This is a genomic window from Brucella sp. IR068 (genome assembly GCF_049065885.1).
In the GTDB taxonomy this organism is placed as follows: Bacteria; Pseudomonadota; Alphaproteobacteria; order Rhizobiales; family Rhizobiaceae; genus Brucella; species Brucella intermedia.
Genome location: NZ_JBAKHE010000014.1, coordinates 25,183 through 46,894, shown reverse-complemented (window position 1 = coordinate 46,894; position 21,712 = coordinate 25,183). Strand labels below are relative to the sequence as shown.

Below are 21,712 nucleotides of genomic sequence, written 5' to 3'. Positions count from 1 at the left end.
ATCACACTCAATTTGCATGGTTTGCTACAAAAGCCTGCGGGCTGGACCGACTTGCTGCGCTCTTAGATACCATCGTGTTCCTGATCGTGGAGCTGTGTTATGAAGACATTCGACGCCATATTCATCGGCGCAGGCCAAGCGGGGCCTTTTCTTGCTGCTCGCATGGCAGCTCAGGGTCGCAAGGTCGCGCTTATTGAACGAAAATACCTCGGTGGCACTTGCGTCAATGCCGGATGCATGCCGACCAAGACGCTGGTCGCAAGCGCTAGAGCCGCGCATGTCGCCAGCCGAGCAGCGGAATTCGGTGTGACAATCGTCGGGCCCGTCGGCATTGATATGAAAACCGTTCAGGCAAGAGCCGAGAAAGTCATATTGAACGCGCGCAACAATCTCAAAACGTGGTTCGACGGACTCGATACGTTGACTGTCATACAAGGACAGGCACGGTTCGAAAACGCAACTACGGTATGCGTCAATGGCGAGAGGATGACAGCGCCCGAGATATTCCTCAATGTCGGAGCGCGCCCCGTCATCCCCGATTTTCCGGGCATTAATAAAGTGCCCTATCTCACTAGTACGTCGATCATCAAGCTCGATAGGCTACCACATCATCTCGTGGTCATTGGCGGTAGTTATATTGGGCTTGAATTTGCGCAGATGTATCGCCGATTTGGCGCCCAAGTCACCATTATCGAGCGCGGCCCCCGCCTTGCCCCACGCGAGGATGATGACGTGTCGGACGCTATCGCAAATGTTCTCGAAAACGAGGGCATTACTGTGTGCACGAATACCAACATCGTTTCATTTGCCAACAAAGGGTCGGATATTGAAGTGACCACGGATCATGACGTGGTTCTCGGCAGTGACATACTGATCGCGACTGGACGAAAGCCCAATACCGACGATCTTGGCCTGGACACCACAGACGTGCAAATGGACAAACGCGGCTTCATCGTTACGGATGATACGCTGTCGACCAACGTCGATGGTATCTGGGCACTGGGTGACTGCAACGGACGGGGAGCATTCACACACACTTCCTATAATGATTTCGAAATCGTGGCGGCAAACCTGTTGGATGGGGCGGACAGAAAGGTGAGCGACCGCATTCCCGCCTATGCGCTCTATATTGACCCACCGCTCGGCCGGGTTGGTATGACCGAGCGAGATGCACGCGCATCCGGCAAAGACATTCTGGTTTCCGTACGGCCAATGAGCCGGGTCGGTCGCGCAATCGAACGTGCTGAAACGCAAGGTTTCATGAAACTTGTTGCTGATGCCGTGACGGGCCAGATACTTGGCGCGTCAATTCTAGGTATCGAGGGTGACGAAGCTATTCATGGTATCATCGACGCCATGAACGCACGCGTTTCCTATAGAGACTTAAAATGGGCTGTGCCCGTACATCCAACTGTTTCGGAACTGATCCCGACATTAATCGACGGTCTCAAATAGGATGGAACACGAAGCCGTTCCCGCATTTACTTGAGTTCATTAGGGTGCCAGACAGTGGCACTTCCGACGACGCAAACCCTTTCAGTTTACGGTAGATATCCGGCGCAGGCGCTGCGATTGAGATCTACCAAAAGTATCATGGTACACCGCTTCCAAAAGAAATCGTGGACGCGAAATAAGGCCTGCTTTGATGGCCGGCGCCGGGTGCACTTATCCGGCGCTTTATATACTTATGGTGCTTAATAATGCCTTCGCATCCGTTGGCCGGGCAGTTGCATTATCAGCGGCCGGCCATTTGGCGGATTCTGACTGGCAATGAGGCGGTTGTGCTAATGATGGCCGCTTGTCAACGTTCTTTGGCTGAACCAGATCGCCCGCTTCTGGCCCCAATTCGGCGATGGAGAGGAGCAGGTTGGCGGTTCATTTCCCTTTGAGGCGATTAGGTTGTGCTTTTATCGCGCTTCGCTCATTTTCTTCAATTGAACGGCACATATCTTCTCGATTTCGTCGATGAGCGCGTTCGCTTGCTTCAGAAGCCATCGCAGTGCTTCCTCGGTGATATCAAAATGCGGAGAATACCGCGCCTTCACGTAAGCTTCATTGACGATATTGAACCACGCTTTGTAACGCTGTTGATCTTGCGGCCATGCCTTGGCCAGTTCACTGCGTTGCCCTTCAGAGAGCCGACGCAGGAATTTCAGGTTGTGCGAAGACGGCGAGTAATTTGTTGTTACCAATAGAAAGGTGGAATAAGCCTGTTCTATCGCCTGATGAAGGATGAATGTTGCTTCTTTAATGTCGCCTTCCTCCAGAAGGTACCCCGCAGTTTTTGCAAAAACTCTTGCATGCGGTAGCCGATCATCAAAATATTCTCTTGCAATACGATGGGCGTCTTCCGGATTGAGAATACCGGGTTGGGCGAGCGGCTCAGGATCAAGTTCGTAAAGTACAATACCTTCTTTGCGGATGTCAGTGAAGAAATATCGCCCTTCCTTGATCCGCGTGTTCACCTCACGCAAAGAATGGACAATGAAGTTTACCGGAGTCTGCACATCACGCAGGCGCATAAGCCGGTCTTCGGTTTTTCGCCAGAACTCAAAGTCCGCCAGCTTACGATTGTTGACGATAATCAGCAGGTCAAAATCAGAACGATAGCCTTTGCCGGTATGCGGTTCATCCACCTGTGTGCCGCGCGCATACGATCCGAACAAAATGGCCTTGACGATACGACCGCGCTTCTTGAACTCAGCCGAGCCTTCCTTGAGCGCATCCTCGAATTCCTCGAAGATAACTTCCAGCACGCGCTGCAACTCACGCTGCTTTACGTGAGGCAAGTGATCAATACGGTCTTTCATCAGCACGGGCGCACCTGTCGGTCAAAAGTAAGGGCGAACTATTTCGAGTGTTGGCTTAAATTGCAAAATTCAACGACGTCGATCAAGAAAGCCTTTGCAAAGTTTGCGAGATTTTATTCCTATGCGGTTCTGCCGACGAGATAGGAGGTCTCTCCATCGATCCTACAGCGCTTATTTTCCTTTGTTGATGCACTCCTCGAAATATCTAGAATTCTATCTAAACCTTATATCCGACTGTTGCCACAACTATTTGATTCTGTTACAAAAGGGTGCATTCTCAATGCAACACATGCTAGGGACGACGATACAGCGATTGCTGTTAAAAAAAGCCGTCATGCGGTCTCCACAACGTCCGGCTCTATTCATTGAACCCTCCGCCGGGCGCAGGAGGAATGCTTGTGTTGCAAATTTCGAATGTGAGAGCCGCCCGGGAACTTTTGCAGCAGGATGCTATCCGTTATGGCGCGGAAGACAGTCTGATTGTGGATGCCACGAGGCGAATCTATGCAGACACGGCCCCCACAGCTGCCGCGCTTTTTGCGCTCGACGCCTGGTTCGAAGACGATCAGCGTAATTTTCAGTTCTGGACGCGGATTTTTCAGCGCCTCATGAATTGAAACTCACTGTAACGGGTCTGCCGACCGATCGAGGGCGTAGCCCCGACCCTGCACAGTTCTGACCAGGTTTGGACCATACCGCGCCAATGCGCGGCGGATATGTCCGATATGAATGTCGACCGTACGGGGCTCGACGATAGCTCCTTGACCCCATACAGCGTCGATAAGCTCTTGCCTGCTCCATACAATTTCAGGCTTTTGCATGAGTGCTTCAAGTAAACGGAACTGCAACGGTGTGAGATCGACGCGAAGGCCGCTGCGAAACACCCTGAACTGCATAGGGTTCAGCAATAGATCGCTATAGGTCAAAACAACCTTCGTGGCATCCGTAGTAGCGAAATTGCCTCGGTACCTTTGGAGAAATCCCAGCAAAACAAGTGGATCGAACGGAGGTTTCATGACCAGATCCAATTGTTCATTGATCTGTAGTCCAGTATCGATATCATCCTTTGCCAGCAGAACCAACGCGAGACCTGGAAGCTTCCTCCTGAGGTGAGCGAACTCGCAAAGGCCAGCATCGCCACTATCCAATATCAACGCGCTTGGGCTCTGTTCGGCACCTATCTCGGAAGTCGTCAATGCTTTTAGCTCTGATAAGAGATCAGCATCAAACCCTTCAACTGAGAGCAGATGACGAAGCATCAAAAACAATTGCGCGTCAGATGTCTTTATAAGAACCTTCGACATAACATTCATCGTCCTGCTGAAGTGCTATTAGGGTGAAACGTATTCTCCCCCGTTTACATCGATCGTTGCGCCATTGATGAAGCCGGCGTTTTCCGACGCCAGGAATGCGATCACTGTTGCTACGTCGTCAGGGTTTCCCAACCGACCGACCGGAATACGCGAAAGGGCATCACGATTTGAATCGGAATCAATCGGGCCAGTCATTTCGGTCACGATATGTCCCGGCGCAACAATATTGGCTGTAACTCCGGTCCCGCCAAGCGTAGACACGAGAGAACGAAGACAACCCGATAGCGCAGTTTTTGATGCGGTATAAGCGCTGCCAGCGAGCCTGGGTAACGTCCTGCCAGCAATAGAGCCAACTAAAACAATTCTCCCGAAACGCCGTTTGATCAAATCCGGTAAAACGCGTTGGCAACAAAGGACAGCTCCGATCAAATTGGTTGAAAGGACTGCGTTCCATTCCTCGATCGACGTTTCGACAAACGCTGCAGCTTTGCCGTCCTTGGCTTTGGGCGATACGCCCGCATTACAGATCAGCGTATCTGGCGGACCCCAATAGCTTCGCACCTCATCGAAAAAGCCGACAATTGCTGTCGCCTCATTTATGTCTACACTTCGATAAAAGATGGCATCTTCCCCGAACTGCGAAATGAGCATTTCGCCAGCCGCAGAGACTCGCTGAGGTGTCTGCCCGAAAAACGCTACTTTGTAGCCTTCGCTAGCCAATCGTCTAACCGTTGACAGCCCAATGCCTGAGCTGCCCCCGGTTACGACTGCTATACGCTCCCGCGCTCCAGCCGTCATGCTGCCTGATCCATTGCCGCAAAAAGAGAAAGCGGAGGATGAGCGTCGTGATCGGTAATAACTTCGATGAGCGAGGGGTTACCGCTTTCAATACTCAGACGTAGCTGCTCCGATAAGTCAGCAGCATTATCGACGGTGGCAGATCGACATCCGCACGCTGAAGCGACCCCCGCGTGATCGACTGGTGCAAAATGGCACGCCGTTGTATAGCGGCCGAATTTTACGGTTTCCGCATCTTTCTGGAAGCCTAGCACGCCATTATTCAAGAGGACGACAGTTACGGGTAACTGCATACGCATCATCGTTTCCAGTTCCGCCCAGCTATGCGCAAATCCACCGTCTCCCACAATGGCAACCACCGGCTTGTCAGGATGAGCGGCCTTTGCCCCCATCGCTAGCGGTAGACCCCATCCAAGGCCAGCGAGCCCGCGCGGTGTAATGAATCTCGTGCCGACCTTGCGACAGCGCAACTGACCGACAACCCACATGGACGAATAGCTCGCATCCGCCACGACTGTCACGTCGTGGTCGAGCCAGGGCTGCAATTCCTGCATAACGCGCTCAGGCCGCATGGCGCCTGATCGGTCATCAAGAACTGGTCGGCGAGCTTCATCATATTCCGCCCAGAAACCGGCAATTCTTTCTTCGTAATTGAGGCGAGGCATACTGCGCCGAAGGAAGTCTCGTTTAGACAATGTTTCGCACAAGGCCGCGAGCGTTTCGCGTGCATCGCCGTGCAAACGCAATGCCTCGTAATTGCGTCCGATCTCTCCGGCATCGATGTCAATGTGAATGACTTTAGCCGAAGAAGGAATCTGCTGCCAATTGTCAGTTCCGTTCTGATTGGTGCGTGTTCCGGCAAGGATAACCAGATCTGCTTCATTCATGAGGTGACGACTGTAGAAGCCTAGCGAACGAGGGCCAGTCAGAGACCCTAGAACGCCAGCAGACAGAGGATGGAATTCGTCAACCACCCCTTTGCCCATATTCGTCGTGAATACAGGAAGGGAGGCTATTTCCTGAAGACGAGCCAACGCTGCCGCTGCACCACCGGCATGAATACCGCCGCCAGCCAGCACAACCGGGGTTCGGGCTTCAGCAATAGTATCTGCTGCGGTCTGAATGAGGTCGTCGGATGGACGAAACCGGTCAAGCGGCCAGTAGCCAAGACAAGCAGTTCTCGGCTTATCGCTCTTCGGAGCCGGGCAACGCAGCAAATCCGCTGGCAACAAAAGCGCAACTGGTCCCGCTCGCCCACTTGCCGCGGCGGTAAAAGCTGCATCAATGTAGTCATCGACGCGCTCGGCTACATTTAGTCGACGGACCCATTTTGTACAGGATTGGAAGAGGGTGATTTGGTCAATATCCTGAAAGGCGTTCTTGTCCGTTTGGTTTCGCTCGACATCCTGTACAAGCGCGACCACTGGAATACTCGCCTTTAAAGCTTCGGCTAGTGGCGGAACAAGCAGCGTCGCTGCGGGACCGTTCTGCGCCGCGACTACACTCACCTTGCCAGAAACCCGGGCATATCCATCCGCCATCGCTCCGCCCATATTCTCCTGACGATAGGCGATCTGGCGGATGCCGTGGGCTTCGGCTGCAAGAATCACAGCGGAGGGCAAACTTTGTGCGAAGATCACCTCCACACCATGGCGGACAAGTGCTTGTGCGATACGATCGGCAACGCTGTCTGTAATTGCGGCATGTTTCATGGATGGTCCTCCCGTACGGGGTTTTGTGCAAGGAAATCATCAAAAAGCGCGGCAATGAGGTCGATTTCTTTTTCGCCCATCGGGGTGGATAGGCTGGCCGCGGCTCCAAAGGGCAACAGAACACCATTCCGGGCGAAATACCGTGTGAGCTCTCGCATGCGCAAGTTCTGATCAGGCGACATGATTGAAGCGCGATAATCAGTCGGCGCTTCACGTTTGGAATGAATGCGGAAGAGGGAAGCGGCACCCGTGATCGAATAGGGAGCCTGCCGCGACTGAGCGATCTGCGAGAGACGCGAACGCAAGGCATCTCCTAGTTCTTCAAGCCGCGCGAAGGCATCGGGTGGCAATGCATTCATAGCAGCAAGACCTGCAGCCATGGAGACGGGGTTAGCGGAGAATGTCCCACCTTGCGGAACTGGTAGCTTACCGTCCCGCTTTTCGAAGACCGACATGACTTCTGCGCGCCCGCCGATGGCTCCAATTGGAAAGCCACCACCGATGATCTTGCCGGTTGCTATCAGATCGGGATTAAGACCGTAACGGTCCGAAGCCCCCCTATAACCTTGCCGGATATTCAACACCTCGTCGGCGATCAGTAGAATGCCATGCTCTTGCGTGAAGGTTGTCAGTGCCTCGATAAATCCCTGGCTTGGCGCAAATAGCCCGGCGCGGCTAGGCATCGGATCAATCAAAATACCGGCTATCCGATGCGCGTGGCCTTCGAGTTTCGAAACAATCTCCTCCTTGTCATTGAACTGGATCACGATCACATCGTCGCCAAGGCTGGACGGCGCACCATGGTATCCTGGTCGTGCAACGTTTCGACCGGACCCGTTGGTGGGATAGGTGCCGGTTTGCCCCGTTTCAGCCCAATCGTAACCCCCGTGATAAGCTCCCTCAAAGCGAACGATCGCAGAGCGACCTGTGAACGCTCGAGCTGCCTTGATTGCAAACATGACCGCTTCGGTCCCGCTGTTGACAAAGCGAATCTTTTCCATTGCCGGGATCCGCGAGATCAGCAATTCAGCCAGTGCGACCTCGTGTTCCGTCGGGTTGGAAAAACAGGTCCCGTTACGCAAAAGCTTCGCAACCACTTCCGCAACCGGTTCGAATCCGTGCCCGTGTATAAGCGTGGTGAAGTTGTTGTTGAGGTCCAGAAGACGGTTATCGTCCACATCAACTAGATAGGCGCCCTCACCACGTTGAATGTAAATCGGTGTTGGATCGATATCGATCGTGACGCGTGACACACCCTGCGGCAAAACCTGCAGGCTGCGGGCGTAAAGACGTGACGATTCCGTTCTCTCCACCGGATCGCCACGGTTTATTCTCGGACTAGGTATCATTGATTGGGCCTTTAAAACGCACATCAGCTAATGCTTTTGCGTTAGCTTCACAATTTTGTTGCAACAAAAATGCGAAAGGTCAAGCCCATACAACAAAAAACTATCTCGCCGAGGAGCGCGCTCGTGCCGCCTGGCGCAAGCGCCGATAGCCATCCCGAATGTCGTTCTCGAATGCGGCGCGCAGGGATGCGCCATCCTTGTCCTCTAGCGATTCAATGGCTAGCTGGTGGTTTCGAACGCCGTATTTTTCTTCAGCAAACTCTGGATAGAGATCGTAAAGTGATGGGCCAACCCTAAGCCAAGCCCCTTCGATCATGGATAAAAGCCGAGGCATTCCGGCCATTCCATACACATGAAAATGGAAATCCTTGTTATGCCGCAAAACCGTCTCGTAAGCGCGACGATCCAGTGCATCGTTTATATAATTTTGAATATCTTTAAGTTTTTCAATATCTTCATTGGTAACCGAGTTGACTGCCAGCTGTGCCGCCAGCCCCTCCAGGGCGAGCCGAATTAGTGTGATCTCGCGCAAACTGTCTTCATTTAAAACCGGTACGATTACAGTTTTTGGTCCCGAATAGACCAGTGCGCCTTCGCCGGTGAGCCGGTTGATAGCGTCCCGCGCAGGGGTGGAACTAAATCCGAGATCTTCCGCTACGGCTCGGACCGTAAGTTTCTTGCCGGGCTTATATTCGCCTCGTATCAGGCGCTCCTTCATTTCGCGGTATGCGACGTCGCCAAGACCCGGTGCCTGCCCTTCATTGGCCTGGTCCGACAATTTTATCGCGCTCATCTAAGCCTCAATCCCTGTTGACACATCAGAATTATGATGCAACAAAATGACCATATAAAGTTTTTGCAAAGTTTTTGTCGCGTCATTTTAGGTTTTAGCAGCGCGTACTCATAGAGTCACGCGGTAGCTGGATGAGCACGTCTATGCGTCTGGAACGTCAATGATGCATTTCGCATCGAGGACCGAACGCAAAGGCACAGATACCAAAGTGGTTTCCGGAGGAGGAAAGATTGATCGGTCAGAAATTAATGCTTGCTGGCGTTCAGAAAAGATTTGGCGAAACCTGGGCTGTCCATGAAACCACGCTCGACATCCGGGCAGGCGAATTCGTTTCAATAATCGGACCGTCCGGATCAGGCAAAACGACTTTGCTCACCATGGTCGCCGGCTTCGAACAACCGACGAACGGAAGGATTATTGTGGGAGACGTAGATATAACTACCCTGCCGCCCAACCGGCGTAACGTCGGCATGGTGTTCCAGAAATATGCGCTGTTCCCCCATCTGACGGTTCGGCAGAATATTGCGTTCCCGTTGAAAATGCGACGACTGGGTTCGAAGAAAGATATCCGGTCTCGCGTCGATGAGATGCTTGAGCTGATCAGACTCAATGACTTCGCAGACCGCTATCCAAACCAGTTGTCAGGTGGACAACAGCAGCGTGTGGCCGTCGCCCGCGCGCTGGTTTTTTCTCCGCCCGTCATCTTGATGGACGAACCGCTCGGTGCCCTCGACAAGAAATTGCGAGAGGCAATGCAGTTTGAGATCAAACGCATTCAGGAGAATCTCGGAGCAACAGTAATCTACGTCACTCACGACCAGGAAGAGGCGTTGACCATGTCCGACCGCATTGTGGTAATGCACGATGGCTGCGTCCAGCAGGTTGGTACTCCCTCCGAACTCTATAACGAACCCAATAGAACCTTCGTTGCCGACTTCATCGGCTCTATCAATTTTATTCCGGCGACTTATCGCGGCAACAAAAACGGCAAGTGCATTCTGGATATCTCCGAACGTGTTGCTGTGGAACTTGATGCGCTGCTTCATCCCAAACTGGCTCACAAATCTATCGGTTCCGAAATCAGGCTAGCCGTGAGACCGGAACATGTCGGCATCTTTTCCGACCCGAAAAAAGGGCAACTGTCCGGAACTGTTGAGGCTTCCGTCTTCATCGGTTCGAGCACAGTTGTCCTGGTAAGGCTAGACGCTTTTCCAGATATCGACCTGCGTGTCCAATTGCCTGCAACAACATCGTCACCGGTGATGCGAAAGAATAGCCGCGTCGGTGTAAACTTGGACACCCTCTCACTCCTGACTTTCGACCTTGAAACGAGGTTGGCCGCATGAGTTCGTCGTTTTCCGGTTTCGACACATTCCTTAGAGGAAGATCCGCACGCCAATACCCGCCGGTAATATCGTGGTTTCTGGTACTACCATTATTAATTCTACTGGTCGTCGGCTTTATGTATCCGATCGGCCGACTCATCTTTCTTAGTTTTTCGGACGATGCGATAAGCTATGGACGCATCGTTGAGGGAAGTCTTTATCTTGATGTCCTGGCTTCCACGGTTGGCGTTGCGGTCGCTGTGACTGCCATTGGATGCGTGCTGGGCTTTCCTGTCGCTCTGACCATGGCAAGAGCAGGAAAACTTGCAGGGATTATAGCGGCGATTTGCGTCTTCATTCCGCTCTGGACTTCGGTTCTTGTTCGCTCCTATGCCTGGATTGTCCTATTGCAGCGGAATGGGATCGTGAACGGGTTTCTCAGCGCCGTCGGTTTAACTGAACAACCCTTCAAGCTTCTTTACACGCAAGGAGCGGTGACATTGGCGATGGCACATGTTCTCATGCCTTTCGTTGTACTGCCCATCTATGCTGCGCTCAAAGCTATACCCAAGGACCTTGATCGAGCTGCTCTGAACCTAGGCGCAAATCCCTGGAAGGCTTTCTTCGTCGTCACATTTCCTTTGTGTCTTCCCGGGATCTTTGCCGGAGCTACCCTATGCTTTGTTTTGGCGCTCGGCTTTTACATAACGCCCGCTCTGGTTGGAGGGCCGGATTCCATGTTGATGGCAACGCTGATCGGTCAGGAAACTACTGTGACTCTGGATTGGCCATTCGCTGCTGCTCTTTCAACTGTGTTGCTTGGCATGACAATTATCTTTGTCGCGTGCTTCCGACGAGTACTAGCGCTCAATAAGGGGTTCGGAAGTGTCCATTAATCAGTTCCCTACAATCGGTTCGAGACCGGAGACCGGGACTTCAAGAATGTCACTGAAAGGATGGCGCATGGGTAATCTCGCCTGGAAACTGTTCGCGGCCTTCTTCGTGAGTATCATCTTGTTGTTTCTCATCCTACCCACACTGATAATCGTCCCAATGTCGTTCAGCCAGACGGATTACCTGCAATTCCCGCCGCAAGGTCTGTCGTTAAGATGGTACGCTGCATATTTCGGCGACCCTGACTGGATGGCTTCAACATGGTTCAGTCTGAAAATCGCCTTGGCGACAGCCCTGACTTCCACCGTTGTGGGAACCATGGCGTCTCTCGCTTTTGTTAGAGGCGAGCTACCCTTCAAAGGGGTTTTCCAGGTACTGACGATCGGCCCGATGATTGTTCCGCATATTGTTCTGGGTGTCGCCCTCTATCTGGTTTTTGCACCGCATCAATTGACCGGAACCTTTTCGGGATTTCTGGTCAGTCACACAGTCCTGTCGGTTCCATTCGTGATGATTACCGTAGTAGCGGCTCTACAGCGCTTCGACCCAGCATTGGAGCTTGCGGCCCTGAATTGCGGAGCAGGACGTGGCAGAGCGTTCTTCCACATCACGTTGCCGATGATCGCCCCAAGTATCGGCGCCGGATTTGTCTTCGCCTTTCTGGCCTCTTTCGATGAGGCCACCGTGGCGTTCTTCATTTCGGATATCAACGGCAAGACGATCGGTAGAAAGATGTTTGAAGACATTGACTTTAATCTGACACCGACCATTGCAGCCGCCTCCACTGTGGTCGTCCTGGTGTCGATGTGCCTCATCGCATTGTCGTTCGCGCTTACACGCTGCAAACAAAACTGAAAAACGGGGAAACAATCATGATAATTCATAAAGTGACCGAATTCGTCTGCAGATCCATGACTGTCACGGCGATAACCCTTGCGATAAGTGCGCACGCCGGTGCGACATCGGCCAATGAGGTCGTTATCGCATCGACCGGAGGTGCTTACGATCGCGCCCTAAAAGAAGCCTGGTTCGATCCTTTTACTGAGCAGACGGGCATTCGCGTAAGAATGGTATCAGCAACCAATTCGGAAATGCGGGCGAAAGCCTCAGCAATGGTCAAGGCCGGAAACGTTTCCTGGGATCTTTATCTTGATGGAGAAATCCAGTCGGAATCCGAGGCTCATCGACTTGTAACCGAAGACCTGAGCGAGTTTTGTAAAGCATTCGCTGACCGGCCTGATTTGCCCGAGAATGCGTGTGCGCCGGGCGGTGCTTTGCTCCAGTCGACCGCAACGTTGCTCGTCTACCGGAAAGAAAAGGAAGGTCGACGGGAGCCGCGGACTTGGGCTGATATGTGGAATGTATCCGAGTTTCCAGGAGGCAGGGCATTCCCGAATTTTGACGATCCCTGGCGCGTGCTGGCCGCCGCACTACTTGCTGACGGTGTGAAACGCGATGAACTTTTCCCACTCGATGTTGATCGAGCATTCAAGAAACTGGACGAAATCCGTCCAGCCGTCTCGTTATGGTGGAAGAGCGGAGATCAAAGTGTCCAGGGGTTTCGCAACAACGAATATGCGCTCGGCCAAATCTGGCTTACCCGTGCACGTGCTCTGCAAGCTGAGGGGCGCCCAATCGGTTGGTCCTATGAAGCATCGTTCTTGGTTGGCGATCGCATTGCGCTAGTGAAGGGAGCGCCAAATCGGGAAAATGCACTCAAACTCATAGCTTTCTGGCTCGAGAATCCGATCGCCCAGGCAAAGGCTTGCGATGTCTTGGCCTGTACACCTCCGAGTACGGAAGCGATTGCAATGATGTCCGATGAAACCAGGAGTTTCATGCCGACAGCAATACAAGTTCGAGACACCGTCGTGGTTCCAGATGCCAAATGGATCAACGAGAATGCCAGGGTGTTACTGCAAAGATGGAACATGTGGGTTCGAGGTTGAACATCGCGAAAGTATGCAAACAGACGCCGGACCGTGTAGTTCCGGCGTCGTAATTTCGTCGAAACGTGCTGAACTGACCGCAAACGTGAAGCTCCAGCGGTGCTGGAAACATCTCCCGAGTTACAAGCACCTGTGGAGCGTAACCTTAAAGGTTAGATGACCCGGTAGTCGGCGGACTCGTAGCCAAGGACGCATGCCGTGCAATATACTCGATCCGAATTTTGATGTAACAAAAATATGATAATAACTCTCGATAATAGACTTTCAAACTTATTTTGGTTGACCAATGTGCAATTTTTATTAAAATTTATCGCACTTGTAAAAACTTTGTCGCAACATTTATCTCATCGGAGAAAATTGATCGTGAATCTCAACGTACCGATCTGCACAGAGAACCCACAGAGCTACCTCATACTAAGTCACATTCTCAGTGTCGGCGGTTACGTGCAAAGCCTCATGGACCTGCAAGCTTCATCGAACTTCGCAACGGAAGCAATTCCATATGCGATATTGTTTGATACAAGCGAGAACACGGAGCCCATTTTTGATGTCTGTGCTACCATCAAACAAAACCCCGCCACCAGAGATATAATTCTCGTAGCGCTGACTAAACCCTGTAATTCGACGAATTTTCTTGATTTTTTACAGGCTGGATTTGACGAAATTTTCCCTCATCCATTCGTGCCCGAGCGGGTTCTGTCCTTTTTACACGAACGGGAATCCATGCCACTGGAACGCAAGACACTGACGTCTGATCGTCGTGAACGTGTCCATATCGGCGATCTAAATATCCTGCCAGACGAAAGAATCCTGAGACTTGGGAGTCTGGAAATAAGGTTAACGCCCACCGAGTTTCGAATTCTGCGAGGGTTCATTGCCGCACCAGGACAGGTAATGAAGCGGGAGCAAATCATCAAGATCGGTTGGCCCGCGCATCACTATGTCCAACTGCGAACGGTGGACGTACATGTCGGCAATCTAAGGCGTCAGCTATGGAAATTGACCGGAAAGAACCTTATCCGAACAGTACATACGACAGGATATGCGTTCGAATTTTCACAATAAACTTATGAATGATAATAATGTAAATATTGTAATTAATATAAACTATAATTCTTCTTAACTGCTTTGTTGCGAATAATATTTCTTCCAGCTTTCATACTGGCACCACAATGGAGGATGTGATGCCAAGAATTCCGTTTGATTCATCTCAACGTCTATCTGGAACGGGTACTCGCAATACTGCGAAGTTGATCGATATTGCAGGCTCTCATTTCGAAGCGGCTCACCTTCAAGGTGTTATGGCGCTTTACGCGGTCCCGAGAGAAAGGCGCCAGGTCCAGTTACTCGGTCGCAACGACAATGTCATTGATTTCGTCCGGTGTTCCTATCTCGGGCTGGACAATCACCCACGTATCGTCGGGGGAGCCATTGAAGCAGTTCGACAAAACGGTAGCCTACATTGGTCCTGCGCGCGGACAAGGCTGAACTTCGCACAGCTTGGCGAACTCGAAGAGGCGCTTTCGCAGCTCTTCGAAGCCCGTTCAATTACCTATACGACCGTTCTGGCCGCTAACATGAGCGCACTTCCATTGGTTGCTTCTGGTCATCTGACTGGCGGTATAAAGCCAACGATGGTTTTCGATCGGTTTGCTCACGCGACCCTTGCCTACCACAAGAAAACAATGGCCGATGAAACCGCCGTTCAAACGATACCGCACAACGACTATGAAGCACTCGAGGACATCTGCAAAAAGAACCGAAACGTCGCATACATTTGCGATGGCGTGTACTCTATGGGAGGCGGCGCGCGCATCGATGAATTGAAACAGCTGCAAGAAAAATACGACTTGTTCTTGTACATTGACGATGCACATGGAGTATCCATTGTCGGTAAGGAAGGGCAGGGTTATGCGAGATCCCAATTCGATAACCTGGGAGACCGAACCATAATCGTCACATCGTTGGGCAAAGGATTTGGAGCATCTGGCGGGTTGCTGATGCTGGGAACCGCCCATCAGGAAAGTTTGTTTCGCCGTTATGCAATTGCACACGCATTCTCGGCATCACTCAATACAGCAGCTATTGGTGCAGCGTTGGCTTCAGCTGAAATCCATCGATCTCCAGAGCTTGGGCAACGACAAGCCGCGTTGCAGGACAATATCGCACTTTTTGACAGACTGATGCCCACAGCCCAATCGGGATCCACGCTGCCGATCCGCATTATCCGTATCGGCGATGAAATGACATCAATTGGGTGTGCTCAGGAACTTCTGAAACATAAATTCTACGCTTCAGCAATTTTCTTCCCAACGGTAGCCAGGGGAGAAGCAGGATTGCGTGTCTCTCTCACCGCCAGCCATCAGGCGGATGAGATCGAGAGTTTTTGTAGCGCAGTCAAAGAGCTCCTGGTCGACAACGGCTAGCCCCAACTGCCTCGGTTCCGCACAGAAGGGTTTCGATAGCCATCGCGTTATCAAGTCTCGTTCGCTCCGCGACGTCTCACTTGCATGACGATCAGCAGTAACTGATCGATATGTTGGTTTAGTGAGGGCGACTGCAGAGGTGCAAGCAGTTCAGCGACCGTAATGGAGAAAGGTGCTCTGTGCGTCGGAACGTGAAAAACTCAGGCCCTATGATGAAAAATCTTACGTATAAACACCGTGCTGAAGCGTTCGTCCTCGTTTCGAACCCCGATGAGGCAGGCAAATTTCTACACACCGAATTCAGTGCACAATTTGTGTCGATCGACATTATTGGTCGTGAGAGCGTCATCGGTTTTGGCGACGGTTACGCGTTTCTGCGACCCTTCACAAATGGCCTTCACCTTCGGGTGGAGGCGGCGGACTTTGTTACTTTCGTTGGAATACGATCTCTCCTCACTATCGGCCTCACTCTCAGCAAAAGGGGACCACAGGTGGGGTTTGACTGGATTTTTGAGAAGGAAGCGCGTTCAAGTGAGATGATCGACGCACTGTGAGCGGCTGTCGCTCATCGGTCACATAAAGGAAGCCCTTCCGATTTGTCAGCGTTCCGATTGGCGATCCCCTATTGCCCTGCGTTGAGAGCTTCATCGAGAAATCCGTTCCCTCTTGCTTCGACAGGAGTAATCAAAGATAGGCCCTTCAAATGGATAGTCGGGACCAAAATTCATTTAACTTATAATATGATTATAAGTTAAATTACTCTGCGCCGGTGGAGCGGATATGCTCGAATACGTTGCGTGCGAATTCAAACTGTCTCGCCGTTCCCCGACCCATCGAATTGCGCCCAAGCGTCTCGGTGAGGATGCCACGTTGCACCAGTTGTTCGACCGTTTCGATAACGCCGCCGCGCGTCAATCCGGTAATTTTCATTATAGATGAAAGGGTTAGTGGCTCATGAGCCTGATGCATCATGTACAGTACATTCAGCATCCCGATTTGTTTGATACGCGATTGCGGCGATTCATCTTCAATCGGTTTTTCCAGAATTTCCCGAAGGCCAAAAAGAGCCAGCGCCTGGTTTTGCCATCGTTCGCTTAAATTGCTTGCCATTTTTTTAACTATCGATTATTTGCATAGTAATGGAGTTGAGGCGAAACGTGTTCTGACAACTTGCCCAACAACAATAGGAGGATAGGAGGCATGAGCAACTTTCTCTTTCGTGGTGCCATCGCAGTTTTCGGACTCGGTGCATTATATCTCGGTTCCAGTCAAAACGCTCGTGCCGATGACTGGGGTTGTAAAGTTATCTTGTGCTTATCCAATCCCGGTGGGGCCACGCAATATGCACAATGCCGTCCACCGGTGCAAAAGCTATGGTGGTGGCTTGCCAGAGGCAAGTCGTTTCCAACCTGCAGCAGCGCAGGGTTTGAGAGCTCACGTCCTCGCTACGAACCGTATTATTGTAATGACGGTTATCGCCTTACCGTTTCTTACGCTGATCGCAGACGCGTAGTGTCTTGCGTCTCCACTTCGGCACAGGCTGTAAACAGCAGCCTGTGCAAACATCGCAGCGAACAGCTTCGCAATGACGATAGCCTGTTCGTTGATGCCAAATGGCAGTACGAAAAAGGCTACCGTCAGTGTATGGGCCATAAAACTGCTCGACCTCTTGTTCGCGAAAAACCTAACTACATTGATGTTACGATCGACGGTGTCGGCAAGCAGAGGGTGTGGTTCTAGTCATGCCCGTATGGTTTGTCGATCTTGCCCACAATTGCGCGCCGTCCGTTGCTACCGAAACGCTTGCCGGTATTGTCAGCCTCGAAAGCCGTTTCGAACCATTTAACATCCGCATCAATAGCGGCCCCCCTTTAAAGCAGCAGCCGGCCTCAAAAGCCGAGGCGATAGAAGTCGCCGCTGCCCTGGTCGCCGGGCATCAGGACATTCAGCTTGGTCTCGCGGGATTAGGTCTTGATGACCTCAGTAGGCTCAACCTCACGATCGCCGAAGCTTTCGATCCGTGCCTCAATCTGAAAGCGACCGCGACACTGCTTGACAGCACCTATCGTCGGGCCGTCCAGGCGGGTGCCGATGAAACCGAGGCCGGGAAGATCATGCTTCAGTCATTTTACGGTGGCGGAGATATCTCTGCCGGTTCATCCGCCGAATATGACAGCCAGGTTCAACGTGAGATCGAACGGCTAAAATCAACGAGCGCGACGTTGAGTGTCGGCAGCAGTCAAGATGGACAGCGCGAAGAATGGGCCGCTGCGACATCAAACGCTGTCGCAGAGAATCTCGGCCGGAAGGCCACCTCCGACGCCACCGCGCCTTCCTGGGATGTCTTCAAGTCCAGGCGTCAGTCGTCGGTCCTCGTTTTCCAGAACCAGCGTGGAGAAGAATAAAATGACCTATGGTTACCGTATGCGCTCGATTGCAACGTCCGCCATTATGACGACCATAATTTTCGCAACCCTGGTCGAACCGGCCTTCGCCCAGGCCGCAGGCATCGAGTCCATCCTTCAGAACATCGTCGATCTCCTCACAGGCAATATCTTCAAGTTGATCGCGACCATCGCGGTCATACTGATCGCAGTCGCCTGGATGTTCGGTTACATGGACCTCCGTCGGGCTGGCTACTGGATCATCGGAATCGGCGTGATTGCCGGTTCTTCCGAGCTTGTCAGCACGATTGTCGGGAGTTGAGGCAATGTCGATCTCAAAGCCTGTGCTTGAGGAAGATACACTGTTCATCGCCTGTACCCGACCTGCCATGTTCGCAGGTGTCACCATGGAAGCCATGGGCATGAACGTCATCGCAACGACGATTTTCTATCTCGCAGCCGGTTCTGTCGTCTATGCGCTCGTAGGTGTGGTTTTTCATTGCATCTTCCGTGCGCTCGTCAGGCACGATCACAACATGTTTCGTATCGCCGTAGCCTGGGTCGAGACGCGTGGCCGGTCGCGAAACACCTCCCTGTGGGGTGGTGGCTCGATCACGCCGCTCAGACTCTCCCGCCGCTTCGACGAAAGGGATCTCGGTCTTGCCTGATACCGCAATCTTCAAGTCCCGGGAGCTCGGTCCCGAAACCTTCATTCCTTACGTGCGTCACGTCGATGAAACGACAATCGCCTTGAACTCGCGTTCGCTCATGGTGATGATTGCACTTGAAGGCGTTTCGTTCGAAACCGCAGATGTTCTGGATATCAACGCTCTGCACCGCGATATAAACACGCTCTACAAGAACATTTCCGATGAGCGGCTCGCACTATGGACCCATCTGATCCGTCGGCGTGACAAGACCTATCCCGACGGACGGTTTAATGCGAAATTCTCCGCTCAACTCAACGAAAATTATCGCCAGCGAATGGTGAGCGAAGATCTTTTTCGAAACGATCTATATCTGACGGTCGTCTGGTCACCCCTGCGCGATCCTGCCGAAAAAGCAGCAAACCTGCTTTCGCGTCTCATCCGTGCGCGCAACGGCGATATCGAATTCGACCACGAGGCACTGAAACAACTCCGCGACAAGGTGGTCGACATAACAGCAGGATTGAAACGCTTCGAGCCGCGAGTGTTATCGCTATACGATGCCGATGGCCTGCTTTTTTCCGAACCGTGCGAGGTCTTGCATCAACTCGTCGGCGGACGAAGGGAGCCGGTCCCGCTCACAGAGGGACGCATTGCCTCGGCGATCTATTCTGATCGTGTTATTTTCGGTCGGGAGACAATCGAAATCCGGCACGAGGCTGAAAGCCGCTTTACCGGGATGCTGAGCTTCAAGGAATACCCCGCTACCACGAAGCCGGGCATGTTGGATGCTGTCCTGATTAGCCCCTTCGAACTGATTTTGTCGCAATCCTTTTCCTTCGTCTCCAAGGCCGACGCCCGTACAATTATGGGGCGCAAGCAAAACCAGATGCTCAGCAGCAGTGACAAGGCTGCTTCGCAGATCGAAGAGCTCGACGACGCCATGGACGATCTGGAATCCAACCGTTTTGTTCTCGGCGAGCATCATCTGACACTGGCAGCGTTTGCCTCGTCAGTAAAAGAACTGAGCGACCACCTCGCAAAAGCGCGCGCAAGCCTCACCAATGGCGGTGCTGTTGTTGCGCGCGAAGACCTTGGTCTTGAAGCTGCGTGGTGGTCTCAACTCCCCGGCAATTTCAGATATCGCGCGCGCTCCGGTGCAATCAGCTCGCGGAATTTCGCAGCATTGTCGCCGTTCCATTCCTATCCAGGAGGCCAGAAGGACGACAACGAATGGGGCGCTGCCGTCGCGCTCCTCAAAACTGCATCCGGTTCGCCATACTATTTCAATTTCCATTACGGTGATCTTGGCAACGCTTTCATTTGCGGGCCATCGGGCGCGGGCAAGACCGTGTTGCTCAATTTCATGCTGTCCCAGCTTGAAAAGCACGATCCGCACGTGATCTTTTTTGACAAGGACCGCGGCGCCGATCTCTACATCCGAGCTGCTGGTGGCACCTATCATCCGCTTAAAAACGGGAAGCCCACCGGTTGTGCGCCACTTAAGGCACTCGACCTGACGCCAGAAAACAAGATCTTCCTCGCAGACTGGATTGGAAAGCTGGTGGGGCAGTTGTCTGTCACCGAACTGCGCGACATTGCCACCGCCATCGATGGGTTAGCGGATCTTCCGGTGGCACAACGTACGATCGGTGCACTCCGGACTTTCCTCGACAATACGAACCCCGAGGGCATTGCTGCCCGGCTGCGCCGATGGGAAAAGGAAGGGCCTCTTGGATGGGTCTTCGACAATGCCAATGAGGAAACCGGTTTGGCAGAATTTGGGGCTGGTGGAAAACTGCTCGGATATGACATGACCGACTTCCTCGATAATGAGGAAATCCGCTCGCCCTTGATGGCTTATCTTTTCTACCGCGTGGAGCAACTCATCGACGGTAGGCGCATTGTCATCGTCATTGACGAGTTCTGGAAGGCTTTACAGGATGTCGCCTTCCTCGACCTTGCACAAAACAAGCTCAAGACGATCCGCAAGCAAAATGGCCTCATGCTGTTTGCGACGCAAAGTCCTCGAGACGCAATCAACTCATCGATCGCTCACACCATCATAGAGCAGTGCCCAACGCAAATTTTTCTTCCGAACGCACGCGGAAGCCATTCCGACTATGTCGACGGTTTCAAACTGACAGAACGTGAATACGAGCTGATCGCACGCGAACTCAGCATCGAAAGCCGCCGCTTCGTTCTCAAACAAGGTCATAACAGCGTCGTCGCCGAATTGAACCTCAACGGCTTTGACGATGAACTCGCCATTCTTTCCGGTCGGACTGCCAATGTCGAACTTGCAGATGCAATTCGAAGTGAAGTCGGCGACGGGCTTGAAAACTGGATGCCCCTTTTCCAGAAACGAAGGAGTGCAAGCTGATGATTGCGGATAAAATTCGGTGTGTGGCCATTGTTGCGGCGCTGATCTTCTCAGCCGGGACTGCGAGTGGTGAAGGAATTCCTGTCATCGACAGAACATCAATCCTCAAGCACATGGAGAGTATCGCGCAACTGAAATCGCAACTCGATGCGCTCCATCAGCAGATCGAGCAGGCGCAGCAACTTTATGGTTCGCTCAACAAACTGACCGACATGGCCGATGTTGCCAGCGTTCTTAACGATCCGGTCATTCGCAAGGCGCTGCCTCCAGATTTCGCAGCCATTGAAAGCTTGTTCAAGGGCGATGGATCAGGCGTGATCGGACAGTCTGCCTCAAGGTTTCTGGAGGGCAATTCGAACTTTCGCACCGACGCCGACGATTACTACGCAAAGGAGCTATCGCGCATTCAGAACAGTAATGCCGGGCAGATGAGTATCGGTCAGCAGATCTACGACGTAGCTACCAAACGCATCGACGGGATCGATGAGTTGCGAGAGAGAATATCTTCGGCCGGCGATGCCAAGGAAATCGCTGATCTCCAGGCGCGGCTTCAGGCGGAACAGGCTTTTCTCCAGACGGATGTGCTCCGAATGGAGGGGCTGCAAATGGTGCAACGCGCGCAGACACAGGTTGATGAACAGCGCAAAGCGGAAGACTGGCGCAAACGTATGGATTCGATGAAGGCTGCATTGCAATGAAACGGCTTGTTTCGATCGCTGTCCTTGTCTGCCTGACCGGGTGCTCAGAAGAGAAGGATCCAACCTTTCCCGTTGAGACGTTGATGGCGGACGAGACGCTGCTCAATCGCATCCTGGCCGAATGCCGCAATGATCCGGGCCATCTGCGCGGCACGCCAGGTTGTGTGAACGCCGAAGCGGCCGACGGAAAACGAAGGCTGCGCAAGATGCGCGAAACGTTGGGGAATTGAT

23 protein-coding genes are annotated in these 21,712 nt (G+C 52.5%); 16 read left to right on the top strand and 7 right to left on the bottom strand.

Annotation, left to right across the window (positions count from 1 at the left end):
* The first annotated feature begins 99 nt into the window (after nucleotides 1-99).
* Entirely contained in the window at nucleotides 100-1,455 is a 1,356-nt protein-coding gene (locus tag ACOWVS_RS19370; RefSeq protein ID WP_006468229.1) for an FAD-containing oxidoreductase, read from the top strand.
* A gap of 452 nt (nucleotides 1,456-1,907) precedes the next feature.
* On the opposite strand, the gene ACOWVS_RS19365 is transcribed toward ACOWVS_RS19370, so the two are convergent.
* The gene (locus tag ACOWVS_RS19365; protein ID WP_031346149.1) at nucleotides 1,908-2,810 is read right to left on the bottom strand and encodes a nucleotidyltransferase and HEPN domain-containing protein; all 903 of its coding nucleotides are present in this window, start codon (nucleotides 2,808-2,810) and stop codon (nucleotides 1,908-1,910) included.
* Between the two features lie 392 nt (nucleotides 2,811-3,202).
* On the opposite strand from ACOWVS_RS19365, the gene ACOWVS_RS19360 reads away from it, so the two are divergent.
* Nucleotides 3,203-3,427, top strand: coding sequence for a hypothetical protein (locus tag ACOWVS_RS19360; RefSeq protein WP_006472023.1), 225 nt, complete (start codon nucleotides 3,203-3,205; stop codon nucleotides 3,425-3,427).
* A 3-nt stretch (nucleotides 3,428-3,430) separates the two neighbouring features.
* On the opposite strand, the gene ACOWVS_RS19355 is transcribed toward ACOWVS_RS19360, so the two are convergent.
* The 5 genes from ACOWVS_RS19355 to ACOWVS_RS19335 form a co-directional block, all read right to left on the bottom strand.
* Nucleotides 3,431-4,114, bottom strand: coding sequence for a winged helix-turn-helix transcriptional regulator (locus tag ACOWVS_RS19355; protein ID WP_235691669.1), 684 nt, complete (start codon nucleotides 4,112-4,114; stop codon nucleotides 3,431-3,433).
* A 27-nt stretch (nucleotides 4,115-4,141) separates the two neighbouring features.
* Entirely contained in the window at nucleotides 4,142-4,921 is a 780-nt protein-coding gene (gene fabG / locus ACOWVS_RS19350; RefSeq protein ID WP_006468233.1) for a 3-oxoacyl-ACP reductase FabG, read from the bottom strand.
* Nucleotides 4,918-6,633 (bottom strand): acetolactate synthase catalytic subunit, encoded by a 1,716-nt coding sequence (locus ACOWVS_RS19345; RefSeq protein ID WP_006468234.1) that lies wholly within the window; start codon nucleotides 6,631-6,633, stop codon nucleotides 4,918-4,920. Before ACOWVS_RS19345 ends, fabG begins: the two co-directional genes overlap by 4 nt.
* Nucleotides 6,630-7,982 (bottom strand): aspartate aminotransferase family protein, encoded by a 1,353-nt coding sequence (locus tag ACOWVS_RS19340; RefSeq protein ID WP_050791020.1) that lies wholly within the window; start codon nucleotides 7,980-7,982, stop codon nucleotides 6,630-6,632. Before ACOWVS_RS19340 ends, ACOWVS_RS19345 begins: the two co-directional genes overlap by 4 nt.
* Before the next feature lie 100 nt (nucleotides 7,983-8,082).
* Complete coding sequence (locus ACOWVS_RS19335) at nucleotides 8,083-8,775, bottom strand: GntR family transcriptional regulator (RefSeq protein ID WP_006468236.1); 693 nt, start codon at nucleotides 8,773-8,775, stop codon at nucleotides 8,083-8,085.
* 230 nt (nucleotides 8,776-9,005) lie between these two features.
* Here ACOWVS_RS19335 and ACOWVS_RS19330 point away from each other — a divergent pair, with 230 nt between their 5' ends.
* The 7 genes from ACOWVS_RS19330 (at nucleotide 9,006) to ACOWVS_RS19300 (ending at nucleotide 15,923) form a co-directional block, all read left to right on the top strand.
* Nucleotides 9,006-10,121 carry an ABC transporter ATP-binding protein gene (locus ACOWVS_RS19330; RefSeq protein WP_006468237.1) on the top strand — a complete coding sequence of 372 codons (1,116 nt, stop codon included), beginning with the start codon at nucleotides 9,006-9,008 and terminating at the stop codon, nucleotides 10,119-10,121.
* Nucleotides 10,118-10,996, top strand: coding sequence for an ABC transporter permease (locus ACOWVS_RS19325; RefSeq protein WP_006468238.1), 879 nt, complete (start codon nucleotides 10,118-10,120; stop codon nucleotides 10,994-10,996). The genes ACOWVS_RS19330 and ACOWVS_RS19325 overlap by 4 nt, the downstream gene beginning before the upstream one ends.
* Nucleotides 10,997-11,063: 67 nt before the next feature.
* Nucleotides 11,064-11,849: an ABC transporter permease gene (locus ACOWVS_RS19320; RefSeq protein WP_006472027.1), complete on the top strand. Its 786-nt coding sequence runs from the start codon at nucleotides 11,064-11,066 to the stop codon at nucleotides 11,847-11,849.
* Nucleotides 11,850-11,905: 56 nt separating this feature from the next.
* Nucleotides 11,906-12,943: an ABC transporter substrate-binding protein gene (locus ACOWVS_RS19315; protein WP_050791035.1), complete on the top strand. Its 1,038-nt coding sequence runs from the start codon at nucleotides 11,906-11,908 to the stop codon at nucleotides 12,941-12,943.
* A gap of 363 nt (nucleotides 12,944-13,306) precedes the next feature.
* Nucleotides 13,307-14,008 carry a winged helix-turn-helix domain-containing protein gene (locus ACOWVS_RS19310; protein WP_247644467.1) on the top strand — a complete coding sequence of 234 codons (702 nt, stop codon included), beginning with the start codon at nucleotides 13,307-13,309 and terminating at the stop codon, nucleotides 14,006-14,008.
* Nucleotides 14,009-14,127: 119 nt separating this feature from the next.
* Nucleotides 14,128-15,369 carry an aminotransferase class I/II-fold pyridoxal phosphate-dependent enzyme gene (locus ACOWVS_RS19305; protein WP_006472030.1) on the top strand — a complete coding sequence of 414 codons (1,242 nt, stop codon included), beginning with the start codon at nucleotides 14,128-14,130 and terminating at the stop codon, nucleotides 15,367-15,369.
* Nucleotides 15,370-15,578: 209 nt separating this feature from the next.
* A complete protein-coding gene (locus ACOWVS_RS19300) occupies nucleotides 15,579-15,923 on the top strand; it encodes a hypothetical protein (RefSeq protein WP_006472031.1) in 345 nt (114 codons plus the stop codon).
* Nucleotides 15,924-16,125: 202 nt separating this feature from the next.
* Here the strand turns inward: ACOWVS_RS19300 and ACOWVS_RS19295 are convergent, their stop codons facing one another.
* Nucleotides 16,126-16,479 (bottom strand): hypothetical protein, encoded by a 354-nt coding sequence (locus tag ACOWVS_RS19295; RefSeq protein WP_006468244.1) that lies wholly within the window; start codon nucleotides 16,477-16,479, stop codon nucleotides 16,126-16,128.
* 90 nt (nucleotides 16,480-16,569) lie between these two features.
* Here ACOWVS_RS19295 and ACOWVS_RS19290 point away from each other — a divergent pair, with 90 nt between their 5' ends.
* Genes ACOWVS_RS19290 through ACOWVS_RS19260 form a run of 7 tightly spaced genes read left to right on the top strand, consistent with a single transcriptional unit; the run spans nucleotide 16,570 to nucleotide 21,711 of the window.
* Nucleotides 16,570-17,109, top strand: coding sequence for a hypothetical protein (locus ACOWVS_RS19290; protein WP_075042411.1), 540 nt, complete (start codon nucleotides 16,570-16,572; stop codon nucleotides 17,107-17,109).
* Between the two features lie 2 nt (nucleotides 17,110-17,111).
* A complete protein-coding gene (locus ACOWVS_RS19285) occupies nucleotides 17,112-17,774 on the top strand; it encodes a lytic transglycosylase domain-containing protein (RefSeq protein WP_006472032.1) in 663 nt (220 codons plus the stop codon).
* A 1-nt stretch (nucleotide 17,775) separates the two neighbouring features.
* The gene (locus ACOWVS_RS19280; RefSeq protein WP_006472033.1) at nucleotides 17,776-18,075 is read left to right on the top strand and encodes a TrbC/VirB2 family protein; all 300 of its coding nucleotides are present in this window, start codon (nucleotides 17,776-17,778) and stop codon (nucleotides 18,073-18,075) included.
* A gap of 4 nt (nucleotides 18,076-18,079) precedes the next feature.
* On the top strand, nucleotides 18,080-18,421 hold the full coding sequence (locus tag ACOWVS_RS19275) for a type IV secretion system protein VirB3 (protein ID WP_006468248.1): 342 nt from the start codon (nucleotides 18,080-18,082) through the stop codon (nucleotides 18,419-18,421).
* Nucleotides 18,414-20,783: a VirB4 family type IV secretion/conjugal transfer ATPase gene (locus tag ACOWVS_RS19270; RefSeq protein ID WP_006468249.1), complete on the top strand. Its 2,370-nt coding sequence runs from the start codon at nucleotides 18,414-18,416 to the stop codon at nucleotides 20,781-20,783. The genes ACOWVS_RS19275 and ACOWVS_RS19270 overlap by 8 nt, the downstream gene beginning before the upstream one ends.
* Nucleotides 20,783-21,481: a P-type DNA transfer protein VirB5 gene (gene virB5, locus ACOWVS_RS19265; RefSeq protein ID WP_006468250.1), complete on the top strand. Its 699-nt coding sequence runs from the start codon at nucleotides 20,783-20,785 to the stop codon at nucleotides 21,479-21,481. Before ACOWVS_RS19270 ends, virB5 begins: the two co-directional genes overlap by 1 nt.
* Entirely contained in the window at nucleotides 21,478-21,711 is a 234-nt protein-coding gene (locus ACOWVS_RS19260) for an EexN family lipoprotein (RefSeq protein WP_006468251.1), read from the top strand. Before virB5 ends, ACOWVS_RS19260 begins: the two co-directional genes overlap by 4 nt.
* Nucleotide 21,712: the final 1 nt, after the last annotated feature.